The sequence below is a fragment of the Asticcacaulis machinosus genome (assembly GCF_028550435.1).
Taxonomy (GTDB): Bacteria; Pseudomonadota; Alphaproteobacteria; order Caulobacterales; family Caulobacteraceae; genus Asticcacaulis; species Asticcacaulis machinosus.
In genome coordinates this window covers 249,928-264,527 of the sequence record NZ_JAQQKV010000003.1, presented here as the reverse complement: position 1 = coordinate 264,527, position 14,600 = coordinate 249,928, and the positions used below count along the sequence as shown (strand labels likewise).

Genomic DNA, 14,600 nt, shown 5'->3' with positions numbered 1-14,600 from the left:
CCGGCGAGGGGCTAAAGATAAGCTTTAAGCACCTTTACGCAGGCGGCTGTTCCAGCGGCCATAGGAGAAGTAGAACGCAAGACCTATTGCCATCCATATCAGGGTAAACATCTGAGCTTTGACCTGAAGGCTGGAAAAGATGAAAATACAGCCGCCGATGGTGACCAGACCAACTAACCAATGTGCAGGCGTCTTGAACGTGCGCACGACGTCAGGCATCTTTTTGCGCAGAACCAGCATCGACACAGCCACCGCTACGAAGGCGATCAACGTACCGGCATTGGAAAGGGCTGCAATCTCGTCAAGGGGGAAAAAGCCTGCAAACACGGCCACGAAAATACCGGTCAAGGTCGTGATGAGAGCGGGCGAGCCCTTTTTATTGACCTTGGCCACAGCGGGCGGCAGAAGACCGTCGCGGGCCATAACAAAGAAGATGCGGCTTTGGCCGTACATCATGACCAGAATGACGGATGGTAAGGCGACTAGGGCAGCGCCACCGACCAGAGTAGCAACTAAAGGCTGACCAAGGCTGCGCAGAACATGCGGCAGGGCCTCACCGGAGAAGGCGAACTCCTTGAAATTCACCGCACCGACGGCGGCGCCTGCAACCAGCATATAGATGATGGTTGAGATACCCATAGAGCCCAGAATACCGATGGTCAGGTCACGACCGGGGTTCTTGGCTTCTTCAGCGGACGTCGAGACCGCATCGAAACCAAAGAAAGCAAAGAAAACAATCGCAGCCGCGGCCATGATACCATATTTCTTACCTTCCATTTCGTGCGCCAGAAAGCCGTAAGGGGCGAACGGATCGTAGTTACCGGCCTGCACCGCCGGGAGCGCGAAAAAGATAAAGGCTCCCAAAGCAACGATTTTGATAATGACCAGCAGAATATTGAGTGTAGCGCTTTCACGTGCACCAATCAGCAGCAGGCCCATGACCGCCAGCGATACCAGCACGGCGGGCAGGTTGATCAGACCTCCGGCATGTGGGGCATTCATAAGCATAGCCGGCAGTTGCAGCCCAACCCCGTCATGGAGCCAACCAAACAAATGCGCCGACCAGCTAACCGCCACAGTCGAACAGGCCAGAGAATACTCGAGAATCAACGCCCATCCGACAATCCAGGCGAGGGTCTCACCTAATGCAGAATAGGTGTAGGTATAGGCTGAACCCGCCGTCGGGATCATTGTCGCCATTTCGGTGTAGCACAAGGCCGCACAGGCGCAGACAATACCGCAAAGTGCAAAGGACAGCAGCACGCCCGGACCGGCCAAGCCTGCGCCTGTGCCTGTCAACGAATAGATCCCCGTACCGATAATGCCGCCGATACCCAGCGCCATCAGGTGCGGCCAGCTCAGCGTCTTAGCCAGCGCCTTCCCGTCTTCTTCTGCTCTGTGCAGAGGCTTTAACGGCCCAAATAATCCCATTGTGTAAGTCCCCTTGAACTACCATTTACCGAATTAGGATGACGAATCCCGACACTGTCAACATATCGTCATCATTTTGTTTCAAATGCAACATGTCACTCTGTTGCGAAAAAAGGCCATGCCGCCGGAGCGACATGGCCTGATGAAATTTATGCGGGTGTAAGTTCCGCTGTGGTCGTGCCCGCGCCCAGCTTGACGGCATAGGCCCCCAGTTCCTTAGGTGCCGACAGGCTGTAGGTCTTGGCGCCCTTGACCGTCGCCTCCAGATTGACATAGGCCTTGGGCGTATATTGATCGGCGGCTTCAAACGTGACGCTGACCATGCCAGATGCCGTATCATAGGCGACCGACGCGATTTTACCGGCATCGAGCGTGATCCACAAACCGGCAGGGGCGATGAATACGCGTCTGCGGCCGCTGTCTTTCGGGGCGATGGTGATCACCGAACCCGATTGCGTGACCACACCGCCAAAGCCGGTCCAGCCAAAGGTTGGATGATTGACCAGATAAGACGCCGTCGTCACCGCATGACCAAAGAAGCTCATGCCGTAATCGCCGTTGATGGCATCCCACTTCATGGCGTCCGGGAAGGAGTGGAACGCCGCCGAAGCAAAGCCTTCGTTGTCGATATTGGTCAGCGACCCCATCAGGCCGCCGTAAGCGACGCGCAGCATGTAAAGATCGTCCGGCGTTTCGCGGAAAGCATCAAACAGCGGCACGGCATTAAGCGACGACCCATAGTGGTGAAGCTGGCGCTCGATGCGCGACTGCTTACCGGCATAGAGGAAGTCCCAGAACCGGCGCGCCGAACCGTTATAGCCCCAGTGCGGAATGGCCGGATCATAGGCCATGATCACTTCGCGGGTGACATCGGCTTGATCCTGATGACCGAAATGACGCATCCACATATAGACTTCGGCCTGACCGGTCGAATCCCACGGCATTTCCGAGCCGAACGGATATTTCAGCTTACGCCAGATTTCGACGCGGCCCTTCATCAGGGTTTCGACCTCTGCGGCCAGTTCGGTCATGTTCTCGCGCTTAAGATCCAGCAGGATATAGAGGAAGACATCGCCTTCCATCTGACCGAACTGGGTGTAGTACGGCGCCTTGGTCATCATGGCCTTGGTCGTTTCCGCGGCCCGCGTCAGATAGGTCTGCCAGCTCTCACCCGCCGTCATGCCGGTGTGGTAGCGGCCCAGACGATAGAGTGTCCACCACGCCGCCGCCGGATGCGGATAGTTGTAAGATCGCCCCAGATCACCGGCGCCCTTACGGTTCCATGCCGACCAGACCTTCCAGTTCAGGGCCGGATCATAGGTACCTGCGGGCATGGTGTCAGGATCATAGAACATTACCGACTTGCGCACGCCGTACTTATCCGGGCCGTCCGGTGTCTGTATCTGCCCCCACAAGGTGGTGTTGGCGAAGCGCTCGAACTTGGCGACTTCTTCCTTTTTGGGGTTATCCAGTTGCTTCATGATCGCGGCCAGCCAGGCACCGGCGCCGCCTTCGTCCGACAGGCCGGATATCCAGACGCGGTTGTCCTGAAGTACGATCTCGTTCTTGTCGCGGTCATAGATCATGATCGACGGCGAGCGCTTGAACGGATCGTTAGGGTTCTCGTACCACTGCTTGGTGGTCAGGAAGTGGCCCATATCGGCCACGGCTTCGGCCTGAGGCTTGGTGACCTTATAGTGGATGGTCTGAACCGTGTTGTCGGCATAGGTCACGTCAATACGGGCGCGCCCCAAGACCTTACCGGTCACCGAATACTTGACCCAGCCGCCCTTAACGGTGCTGGCGGAAGATACCTCCAGCGCACCGGCGGGATGGACGCTCAGCGCCTTCACAGGTTTCGGCGCATGCAGGAACAGATCAGCCGGCAGATCAGTCGGCACGACATAGCCCGGCAGGCCCACAGCCACCGGACGCTTGTGCTTGATCAGGGTCGGTTCGATCTCACGGATGGTCGGCGACAGGACAAACTTGACGGCCACCGTGGTCGATTGACCGGGCTTTAGCGTGAACGAGGTCGGCGTGTTCCACTGCTCGATCCCCTTCCATTCGGTATCGGCAAAGCCCTTGGCGTTGGTCATCCAGCTATAGAAGCCTTCAAACGTCATGTTGCGGGGTTCGGCGTCGTTATAGATTTTGAGCTTTTTCTCGGCGTCACGCTCATTGAGGATCGGCTTATAAAGCTCGAACTTAGCGGTATCGGTTTCCGGCAGCACCAGCAGCGACGGCCCCTGCCCGTTCAGGCGATTGACCTGCAAATAGCCCGCATTGAGACCGACATAGGGATCGTAGAACGACGCCACATCATGGGCTTCATCCAGATGACGGCCCGTGATGATATTGTCAAACACCATCGCAATGCCTAAGCCGCCGACTTCAACGGTTTTTGTAGTCGGGTTCGACAGGGTGAAACGCAAGACCAGCTTGCCGCCGACCACGGCCCATGTGCGGACAACTTTCAGCGGCACGCCCCCCAGTGACGGCGTAATATCAGCCGAGGCCAGCGCGCCTTTCGGTTTCGGCAGGGCCTTGACCTTGGCACGCTTAAAGGCGGTTGAGTGGTCGCTCCATGCCGTATCGCCTTCTGAACGCACGCGCAGATCAAGGTCACCGAGACGATAACAGCCATCGGCCAGGCGCTGGGTGAACTTGCCTGACGGGGCGAAATCAAACCCACCGGCGACGCCCTTGGGCGCCAGCGACACGAGGGTCTGGGAGGTGTCTTGCAGTGAAATCAGAAAATCAGGTGTTTCAAAGACCGTGGTGGCCGCATCCGGGCTGTTCCATGAATTTCCTTGGGCGTTGGGCGCCGTTTGGGCCAGTGCAGGGCCAGCCGTCATGGCGGCAGCTAATGAAATCAGGCTCGTCCGTCTCGTGAGGTGCGGGGCGGGGATGCGGGTCATTAGGGGCAGTCTCCGAATAGGTCTTTATGACGAAAAGAACGTCTGCCGCAGTCCTTCCACGGCAGACGCCTAAAGTTGCCGACAAAATGCTCTGCACCAGGGAGGACCAGAGATTTCAGTGCCGGAGTGAGGATACGCAAAACAAATCTACAACAGCCGCGAACGACTAAGTTCGATAGTAACCATCATATGACAAGACCGTCAAATATAAATTATACGATTTATCATAACGACAGCGTTATCACTTGGTTTTTTTACCTTTTCCGGCCGGCGCAATGACGGCCACCGCGCCACCGGAGGGCGCTAATGTCAGAGTAAGGCTGTCCGTGGACGTGGCTTTCTGGGTTGTGGTGTTAAGGCGAGACACCGTCGCGCCGTCCTGCCACAGGCGCGCCTCATAGGTTCCGCCTTTGAGGAATGACAGCGGCAGGGTAAGGTTACGAGCCTGCTCATTGGTCATGGCGCCGATGTACCAGACCTCGCCCTTGCGGCGGGCAGTGACGATGAACTGCCCGATATCGCCCTGAAGGACGCGGGTTTCATCCCACGTCACCGGCACGGATTTGATAAAATCAACGCCGTCTTCCCACTCACCACTCGCTTTCTTGTAGGCCTGCGGAGCATCCGACAGCATGGTCAGGGGGCTGTCGTAAACCACATACATGGCCACGGCCTGACCGCGGGTCGTCATGGTCATGGGCCGGTCAATCTGGATCTTAAAATCCTGCGGCGTGCGGTGAGCAAACCCGCCCGGTGTGTAGTCGATCGGGCCTAAGATCATGCGGGTATAGGGCAAGGTGACATTGTGGGTCGCAGTGATGCGTGTCGTCCACTTATTGTATTCCGCCCCTAGCACACCTTCCTGCGTGATGTAGTTCGGATAGGTACGCACCAGACCGTTCGGCGCATAGGCCCCGTGCAGATCGACCAGCAGCTTGTGTTTCGCGGCCTTGGACAGCACCTTGTGGTAATAATCGACCATGTCCTGATCAGAGCGGTCCATGAAGTCGATCTTGATGCCGGCAATGCCCCATTGCTCATAGGCCGCCAGTGCCTCATCCATCTGCCAGTCCAGTTGTTGCCATTGCAGCCACAGCATGACCTTGACGTTACGGTCTTTGGCATATTTCAGGATTTTAGGCATATCGAGGGCCGGAATGGCCTTGGTCACATCCGATCCGGGCTTCGGGCGGGTCGACGATCCGACCGACCAGCCTTCGTCGATCAGCATATATTCCAGCCCCATTGCCTTGGCGAAATCGATATAGGCCAGATAGGTCTCGGTATTGATGCCGGGGTTTTTAACCGGCGCATTAAAGCCGTTCCACCAGTCCCAGGCGCTCTTGCCGCCCTTGATCCAGCTTGTGTCCGCAATCTTTGACGGCTCGCCTAATGTGGCGATCAGGTTGGATTCAACCAGTTCGCGCGTGCTGTCGCCAATCATGACCACCCGCCACGGGGTTTTGAACTCAGATTCGGTCTGGGTGATCTTGGCGACATAGGGCTTGATGGAGTCGCTGTCCAGACGCGGCGGCAGCTTGACCGCCACGCCTAAACCATTATCGCCCTTACGATTATAGAAGGTCGACGGATAGTGCTTTACATCGGATTCAGCCAGCGCAAACGCCGTCTCACCGGTTCCCGTTTTACACACCAGTGGCGAATCGAGCAGGTAATGATCGCGGATTAGCGATGATTTGACCGCATCAAATTCGCCCTCGTGGGCATTGTGGAATTTGCCGAGGTTCAGGCCCCAGCAGTCGTAATCCTTAGCAAAGGCAAACTCGGTCTTTTCACCCAATATCCCAAAGCTTTCAAAGCCCGGTTGGTTGGGCAGGACATAGCGCACCGCCGCCCCGTTATCATAGGCGCGCGCCACAATCGCGATCTTACGCCCGCCCTCCACCTCCTCAAAGGTCAGGGTCGTCTCAGTGTAATGATCTGGTGCCGATTTGGCTTTGCCCACCACGATATTGTAGGTTTCATTGACCGTGCGTGTGGTCACCAGCGGGGCCTTGAAGCCCTTAAGTCCAAAGCCCGCCACATCGGTGCGCAGGCCCATAGCCGATGGTGCAATCACCGGCTGGCCCTTATAGGTCACGCGCCATGTCGGCAGGTCAGCCCCGGACTTATCGAGCGTCACCACCACCTGCCCGTCCGGCGATGCGGCGGTATAGGTGTCAGCAGCAGCCCCTCCCGCTACGGCCATCAGCATCAGCGGTAAAAATGAGCGAAACATGGCGGGCCTTTTTTCAATAGACGGACAATTGAAAATATGAATACTGTATACGATACACATCTGTAAAGCACTTAAAGGATATCGGATGCGCCTTCTGCCTGTTGCGACCTTACTGATCAGCACACTGTTGTCATCAGCCGCTATGGCCGCCCCGCCGACCGGTGCCTGGGTGTTTGACAGCTCTCCCAAATATCCCGACTTTACACGCGTGACGGTCACACAATCCGGCGGCACATTGACCGGCATTATCACCTCACGCTGGTACGGCGATCTGCCCATGACCGATCTGCGCGCAGAGGGCGATGTGCTGAAGTTTAAGATCGTCAACGGCAATCCGCGCCTGACGCCGACTGATATCACGCTTAAGGCCGAGGGCGCATCGGTGCGCATGACGGGTAAGCTGTGGTATCAGGATTTCGACATCACCGCCCGCACAGGGACTAAGGCCGAACTCAAAGCGCTTGATTTTCCGACCTATCCCCTGCCCCCGCACCGGGTGGTGCCGCAGAAGAATCTGGCCGCCAAACCGCCTATGGGCTGGAATTCGTGGAACAAGTTCGCCACCGACATCGACGATAAAACCGTGCGCGAAATCGCCGACGCTATGGTCAGCTCCGGCCTGCGCGATGCCGGTTATATCTATGTCAATATCGATGACGGCTGGCAGGGTAAGCGCGACCAAAACGGCGTGCTGCAACCCAACGAAAAATTCCCGGACATGAAGGCACTGGCCGATTACGTCCATTCCAAGGGCTTGAAAATCGGCATCTATAGCTCGCAAGGGCCAAAGACCTGCGGCGGCTATGAAGGCTCATACGGTCACGTCGAGCAGGACGCTAAAACCTTTGCCGCCTGGGGCATGGACTATCTGAAATACGACCTGTGCTCCGGCGAAGCCTTTTACCACACCAAAGAAACCGTCTACGCCTCCTATCAGCAGATGGGGGAGGCTCTGGCCGCCACCGGCCGCGATATCATCTTCAGCCTGTGCCAGTACGGCCGTTTCGATGTCGGCGCGTGGGGGCGCGATGTCGGCGGGCACCTGTGGCGGACGACCGGTGACATCGAAGATAATTATGCCCGCATGTCGTGGATCGGCTTTGACGCCAATGGCAAGCCTAACCACACCGGCCCCAATGGCTGGAACGACCCGGACATGCTGGAAGTCGGCAATGGCGGCATGAGCCATGATGAATATAAAACCCACATGTCGCTGTGGGCGCTGATGGCCGCACCATTGTTACTGGGCAATGATGTGCGCACCATGACGCCGGACACCATAGCCCTTCTGACCAACCGCGAAGTCATCGCCATCGATCAGGACGTGGCCGGCGTGCAGGGCCTGCCGGTCAAAAAAGACGGCACGACCGAAATCTGGACCAAGAAACTGAGCGATGGCTCCACCGCCGTCGGCCTGTTTAACCGCGCCGAGGCGCCGGTGACCGTCAGCGGAAACTGGGCGGAGATCGGTCTTGGGGGTGCCGGTAAGGTGCGCGATGTCTGGGCCCATAAGGACGCCAAGGCCACGGCGGCCTATAGCTTCACCTTGCCTGCCCACGGCGCGGTGCTGCTCACGGTTAGCCGGTAAGGCTTCGGATTGTTTCGGGTATTGACGGCGGGGGCGGTCAAACACCCCCTTCCCTAAACCTGCGCGCCATTGTAGAGGCCTCTCAACGTTCCCTTATACAGTAAGCCCCGCATGATCCGCCTCGATAATATCAGTAAGCAAAACGGCCACCAGATCCTGTTCATCGATGCGTCGATGGGCATCCAGAAGGGCGAAAAGGTCGGGCTGGTCGGGCCCAATGGGGCGGGCAAATCGACGCTGTTCCGTATGATCACCGATCAGGATCAGCCCGATGACGGTCAGGTCGCCATCGATACCGGCATGAAGATCGGCTATTTCAGTCAGGACGTGGGCGAAATGTCGGGCCAGAGCGCCGTCGCCGCCGTAATGGATGGTGTCGGCCCGGTGAGCGCGCTGGCGGCTGAAATGGCAAGCCTGGAGGCCGCTATGGCCGATCCGGATCAGGCCGACGCCTTCGATGCCATCATGGCACGCTATGGCGATGTCCTGGAGCGGTTTCAGGAACTGGACGGTTACTCGGTTGAGGCCCGCGCGCGCGAAGTGCTGGCGGGCTTGAGCTTCAGTCAGGAACGCATGGACGGCGATGTGGGCTTACTCTCCGGCGGCTGGAAGATGCGGGTGGCGCTGGCGCGCATCCTGCTGATGCGGCCCGACGGCATGTTGCTGGATGAACCCTCCAACCACCTTGATCTCGAAAGCCTGATCTGGCTGGAGGCCTTTCTTAAAGATTACGACGGCGCGCTTTTGATGACCTCACACGACCGCGCCTTCATGAACCGGATTATTAATAAGGTGGTGGAAATCGACGGCGGCACGCTGATCACCTATTCGGGCGATCTTGATTTCTACGACCAGCAGCGCGCCCTGACCGAAGCCCAGCGGCAGGCACAGTATGAACGCCAGCAGGCTATGCTGGCCAAGGAAATCAAGTTTATTGAGCGCTTTAAGGCCCGCGCCTCCCACGCCGCACAGGTGCAAAGCCGGGTGAAAAAACTCGACAAGATCGAACGGGTCGAAGCCCCACGGCGCCGTCAAACCGTCCAGTTTGAATTCCGCAGCCCTCCGCGGTCGGGTGATGACGTCCTCAACCTGCGCGATGTCCACAAAGGTTACGGCGATCTGTCCATCTATTCGGGGCTGGATTTCAAAGTGCGGCGCAAAGAACGCTGGTGCATCCTCGGCGCCAACGGCGCCGGCAAATCCACCCTGCTGAAACTGGTGGCCGGAGATGCCTCACCCGATAAGGGCACCGTCACCGTTGGGGCCAGCGTCAAGATGGGTTATTTCGCCCAGCACTCTATGGACCTGCTCGACGGCGAAGAGACGATTTTCGAGTCGCTGGAAGGCTCTTTCCCGCAGGCGGGTCAGGGGGCCTTGCGCACACTGGCGGGCTGTTTTGGTTTCTCCGGCGATGATGTCGAAAAGCCGTGCCGCGTCCTGTCCGGCGGCGAAAAAGCGCGGCTGGTCATGGCCAAGATGCTGTTCGATCCACCCAATCTGCTGGTGCTGGATGAGCCGACCAACCACCTGGATATGGCGACCAAGGAAATGCTGGTGGCGGCGCTCGCCGATTTCGAAGGCACCATGTTGTTTGTGTCCCACGACCGCCATTTCTTAGGCGCGTTGTCGAACCGTGTGCTGGAACTGACACCGGAAGGCATCCACCAGTACGGCGGCGGCTACAGCGAATATGTCGCCCGCACGGGTCAGGAAGCGCCGGGCCTTCATCCGGGAGGATAAGCGCCGCCCTGCTCACAAAAAACCCCTCCCGAAGCGTTCGGGAGGGTTTTTTTGTTATTTCTGAACGATCGGATCGTCAGCTCTGGGTTCGATCAGGTTGTCATAGAAAAACCCGAACATCTTCTGGAAGTAATAGGGCTGGGTCACATTGTGCTTGGTATTGGGCAGGATGACCAGTTCGTGGTCCTTACCGGCATCGATCAGGGCCTTGGACAGCTTCATGGTCGCGGCAATCGGCACATTGTCATCAATGTCGCCGTGGATCAGCATCAGCTTGCCCTTGAGGTTTTTGGCCACCGGAATATTGGAATTGGCTTCCCAGGTCGCGTCATCGGCAATGCCCATCGACACTTCCGGCCACCACGCCTTATCGATGCGCTGATCATGATTGCCGGATGAGGCAACTCCGACCTTATAGACATCCGGCCGGCGCAGGACAAAGCGCGCCGTATCATAACCACCGGCCGAGCCGCCATAGACGCCGACGCGGTTCAGATCGAAATAGGGATATTTCGCCTTCATGGCCTTCAGCACCCAGATGTGGTCATCAAGACCTGCCTCGGCCAGATTCTGATAGGCCGAAGACCGGAAGGCCTTGCCGCGCTGGGACGTGCCGCGCCCGTCGATGGTCACGACAATCGCCCCCAGTTGCGCCATAGCGTTCAAACCATTGACGATATTGCCGCCGTAATCCTCGTTAAAGCGGTGGGTCGTCGGGCCGGTATAGACATTTTCAATGACCGGATAGGACTTCGACGGATCGAAATTCTTCGGGCGATGGATCATGCCGTAAAGCCTGGTCTTACCGTCATCGGCCACCGTCTCAAACGGCTCCGGCAGGGTAAAGCCGGTGGCCAGCAAAGCCGAAATATCGGCGCGGCCCAGTTCGGCAACGATCCTGCCGTCCTTCGCGTCCCGCAGCACGGTGCGCGTCGGATCGGTGGGTGAGGACATGCGGTCGATGATCCAGTTGCCATCCTGTGAGATCGTCGTGCTGTGATCCAGCGGCTCGGGCGTCAGGTGGGTGATTTTACCCGCTTTGGTGACGCGATAAAGCGATGAATAATAAGGATTAATGCCCTTTTCACGACCGATACCGGCAATGATTACATCGTCTTTGTCGATGCGTTCAATGCCCGTGACTTCCCAGTCGCCGGTTGTCAGGGCCTTGCCGCCCTCCGGATTTTCGCCGGTCTTGAGGAAATAGAGCTGCGCCCAGCCACTGCGTTCGGAAATGACGAAGTTACCGCCCCATTCCGGCGCGTGGCGGATACCGCTGGAGGTCACGGTCACGATCGGTTTCAGCGCCTCACGCACCCGTACCACAGCCTTGGCGGTGGCCGGATCGACTTCGTACAGCAGGATCTCGCCATAGCCGCGCTTTGACCATTCATAGACGATCTTATCCCCGGCCCAGTAGACCGCCGGATCGCCGGGCCACAGAAGCTCGGTCGCGGGCACCTCAAGGTAGGTCGCCTTACCTTTCAGATCAATCAGCACCGGCTTAACCAGCGGCACATTGGCGGCCCCTGCGGACGGATAAACATAGTTGAACGCGCGCGGGAAATGGCTGCCTTGCGGGCTCTGCTGCACGCCCGTCCAGATATAGGCGCCGTTGCGATCCATGCGGTAGGTCAGTATCTGTTGCGAATCCTCTGACCACTGCACACTCAGGCGCATTTTCGGGGTTTCGGAATTGGCATCGGCCATGTCGCCAAACAGCGGATAGTTCTGGCCGTAACGCTGATCGTAGCCCCCGTCAAAAGTCAGCGGCGTTTCGCGGTTGGTGGCGACCTCAACCAGATAAAGATTATAGTCGCGGGCGATGACCTTATATTTGCCATCCGGCGATACCATCCCGTCCGGGGCCACATAGGGCGCATTGGCGGTCAAGTTACCGGTAGCCAGTTCATAGGTCCAGTCACGCCCGCCAGCGGCGAATTTCAGCACCTTCTTATCGGCATCATAGTCCGTCGGGCGGACATCGACGATGCCATCTGCCTTTACACCCGCGTCTTTCAGCTTAGGCGTCAGGGCCGCTTCCATCGTCAGTTCGGTCTGTGTGCCCTTGGTCGGGTCAGCCAGCAGGATCGCCCCCTGCCCCTTCGGCCCCTTGCGGTAGATCACGCCGCTGCCGCCGCCCGCAAACGATGCCTGCATATTCAGGTCGGTCACCAGAGCCGACAGATTGCCGTGCATATAGGCCTCGGCCGCCTTGAAACGCTCAGCGCGCTGGGTCGCAGTCGCCGGAGCCTGCGCATAGGCCAGTTGCAACGGCGCAACCGCAAGGCCGGTCGCCATAAGCGTGGCGGCCATGACCGATGAGGCCAAAAGGGAGGATTTGAATTTCACGAAACTACTCTCGGGTTACAAAAACTATTGGGCCGCAACCGCTGTGACCACGACCGTCAGTTCACCGGCATTATCGGCAAAAATATCGTCATTCAGGCCGAACTGAAGCTTTTTGGCATTCGGCGGCACGATCACCTGAAACGCCTCGCCGACCGCAAACGGACGGGCGACCAGGGCACCCTTATCGTCGACAAACACGCCGATCAGCTCATTAAGGTGCACCGGATACATGGCCGGATCGATAAACCGCGCCGGAAAGATCGAGCCCGACCCGCCGACCTGATCGGTGGCAATGAACGATTCCTGCCCTGCAGGCCCAAAGGTCGGCCCGCCCGGAATGGTCGACGTCCCGCCGGTGGCCGTGATCATGATCTCCTTGCCCGGAACAATATCGCCACCCTTGACCTCGATCGGCTTGGTGCCATCATTGCGGCCGAACGGAATATTCTTGTTGGCCTTCAGGCTCCACGGCATACTTGTGCCCGGCACCTTGACCGTCACCGTCTCGGCAAATGTAGCCCCAGCCATAACTGAAAAGGTGGCCATAATGACCATAGCGATCTTAGCCGACATATCTGTTCCCCTCGGTCTATGATATTGTCAGACATGTTGAGCAATTCCGCCAAACAGTCAAATATTTTATACGATATACCGATATATTGACAAATTTTACCCGTCGCCTAGGGTCTTTTTGTATTCTAAATGGCCGCAGACTGAGGACGCTATGCCCCAAATTCGTAAACTGGTAATCGTTGGTGGCGGCACCGCTGGCTGGATGGCGGCCTCTGCCTTGTCGCGGGTCATGGGCACGCGCAATTATCAGATCACCCTGATTGAATCCGATGAGATCGGCACGGTCGGCGTCGGCGAAGCGACCATCCCGACGATACAGGAATTCAACACCCTGCTGGGGATCGACGAAAACGACTTTATGAAGGCGGTCAACGGCACGTTCAAGCTCGGCATCCGTTTTCAGAACTGGTCGGCGCCCGGCAGCGACTATTTCCACCCGTTTGGTGTGTACGGCGTTGATATGGGGGGGCTGAATTTCAATCATTTCTGGATGCGCTATCACAAAGCCGGTGGCTCAGGCGATTTCGGCCTGTTCAACCCGCAGACCCTGGCCGCCCGCAAAGGCCGGTTCGGACGCATGGCCGAGATCAACCCCAATGCGCCAAACGTCAATTACGCCTTTCATTTCGATGCCTCGCTCTACGCCAAATTCCTGCGCGGATACTGTGAGAAAAACGGCGTGGTGCGTCAGGAAAGCAAGATCACCAGCGTCGCGCAACACCCTGAAACCGGCGATATCACGTCGGTGACACTGGCTAATGGTCAGGCAGTCAGCGGTGATCTGTTTATCGACTGTTCCGGTTTTCGCGGCCTGCTAATCGAACAGACGCTGAAAAGCGGCTATGAGGACTGGTCGCAATGGCTGCCGTGCAATCGTGCCGTCGCTGTGCCGTGTGACAAGGTCGGGCCCGCCACGCCCTACACGACCTCGACCGCGCAGGAAGCCGGCTGGCAATGGCGCATCCCGCTCCAGCACCGCACCGGCAATGGTTATGTCTTCTGCGACGCCTATATGGATGAGGCCAAGGCCAGTGAGCTGATCCTGCAACGGCTGGATGGCAAGGCTCAGGCTGAGCCACGCGTTATCCGATTTGTCACCGGCCACCGTAAGCAGATGTGGAATAAGAATGTCATCGCTATGGGCCTGTCGTCGGGGTTCCTGGAACCGCTGGAGTCGACTTCGATCTACCTGGTGCAACATGCCGTTCTCAAGCTTCTAAAATACTTTCCAAAAGATGAGATTACACCATCAATACGCATTGCCTTCAATCAAGACATGCTAAGGGCCTATGACAATGTCAAGGATTTCCTTATCGCCCATTATAAGGTCACGAAACGGGAAGACACGCCGTTCTGGGCCTATTGCAAACACATGGACATCCCGGACAGTCTCAAAATGCGGCTGGAAATGTTTCAATATCATAACGATGCACGCGTCACCTCACTTGAATTGTTCACGGAACCAAGCTGGTTTGCCATTTTGGTTGGACAAGGGCTAGTTCCTCGTTCTTATCACCCAGCTGCCGATGAGATGCCACAAGAGGAATTCCGCTGGCGAATGCAGAAAATACGAGACGGGAGTACAGGATTAGCCGACATGATGCCTAGCCACGAAAGCTACCTCGCCAAGACCTGCCCCTCCCCGCAACGGGTTGCCGTTTAAATCCAACCAATCGCCAGTCAATTGGCGTTTTTTTTATTTTGTTCACATAACAAAACAGCCCGCCGTATCCGGCGGGCTGTTCGTTTACACGCT

At 57.5% G+C, this 14,600-nt stretch carries 8 protein-coding genes; 3 read left to right on the top strand and 5 right to left on the bottom strand.

Annotated features, from left to right (window positions below):
* Positions 1–24: 24 nt before the first annotated feature.
* From PQU98_RS14765 to PQU98_RS14755, 3 genes are all read right to left on the bottom strand, one after another.
* Complete coding sequence (locus tag PQU98_RS14765; protein WP_272745725.1) at positions 25–1,431, bottom strand: APC family permease; 1,407 nt, start codon at positions 1,429–1,431, stop codon at positions 25–27.
* A gap of 149 nt (positions 1,432–1,580) precedes the next feature.
* Positions 1,581–4,352: a DUF5695 domain-containing protein gene (locus tag PQU98_RS14760; protein ID WP_272745724.1), complete on the bottom strand. Its 2,772-nt coding sequence runs from the start codon at positions 4,350–4,352 to the stop codon at positions 1,581–1,583.
* Positions 4,353–4,593: 241 nt separating this feature from the next.
* Positions 4,594–6,591 (bottom strand): glycoside hydrolase family 97 protein, encoded by a 1,998-nt coding sequence (locus PQU98_RS14755; RefSeq protein ID WP_272745723.1) that lies wholly within the window; start codon positions 6,589–6,591, stop codon positions 4,594–4,596.
* Between the two features lie 85 nt (positions 6,592–6,676).
* On the opposite strand from PQU98_RS14755, the gene PQU98_RS14750 reads away from it, so the two are divergent.
* Together PQU98_RS14750 and PQU98_RS14745 are read left to right on the top strand one after the other, a co-directional pair.
* Complete coding sequence (locus PQU98_RS14750; protein ID WP_272745722.1) at positions 6,677–8,179, top strand: glycoside hydrolase family 27 protein; 1,503 nt, start codon at positions 6,677–6,679, stop codon at positions 8,177–8,179.
* Positions 8,180–8,290: 111 nt separating this feature from the next.
* Positions 8,291–9,919, top strand: coding sequence for an ABC-F family ATP-binding cassette domain-containing protein (locus tag PQU98_RS14745; RefSeq protein WP_272745721.1), 1,629 nt, complete (start codon positions 8,291–8,293; stop codon positions 9,917–9,919).
* 54 nt (positions 9,920–9,973) lie between these two features.
* Here the strand turns inward: PQU98_RS14745 and PQU98_RS14740 are convergent, their stop codons facing one another.
* Both PQU98_RS14740 and PQU98_RS14735 read right to left on the bottom strand, forming a co-directional pair.
* Complete coding sequence (locus PQU98_RS14740; RefSeq protein ID WP_272745720.1) at positions 9,974–12,271, bottom strand: S9 family peptidase; 2,298 nt, start codon at positions 12,269–12,271, stop codon at positions 9,974–9,976.
* A gap of 24 nt (positions 12,272–12,295) precedes the next feature.
* Positions 12,296–12,844 carry a hypothetical protein gene (locus PQU98_RS14735; protein WP_272745719.1) on the bottom strand — a complete coding sequence of 183 codons (549 nt, stop codon included), beginning with the start codon at positions 12,842–12,844 and terminating at the stop codon, positions 12,296–12,298.
* A 151-nt stretch (positions 12,845–12,995) separates the two neighbouring features.
* Between PQU98_RS14735 and PQU98_RS14730 the strand changes: the two genes are divergently transcribed.
* A complete protein-coding gene (locus tag PQU98_RS14730; RefSeq protein ID WP_272745718.1) occupies positions 12,996–14,507 on the top strand; it encodes a tryptophan halogenase family protein in 1,512 nt (503 codons plus the stop codon).
* Positions 14,508–14,600 lie beyond the last annotated feature (93 nt).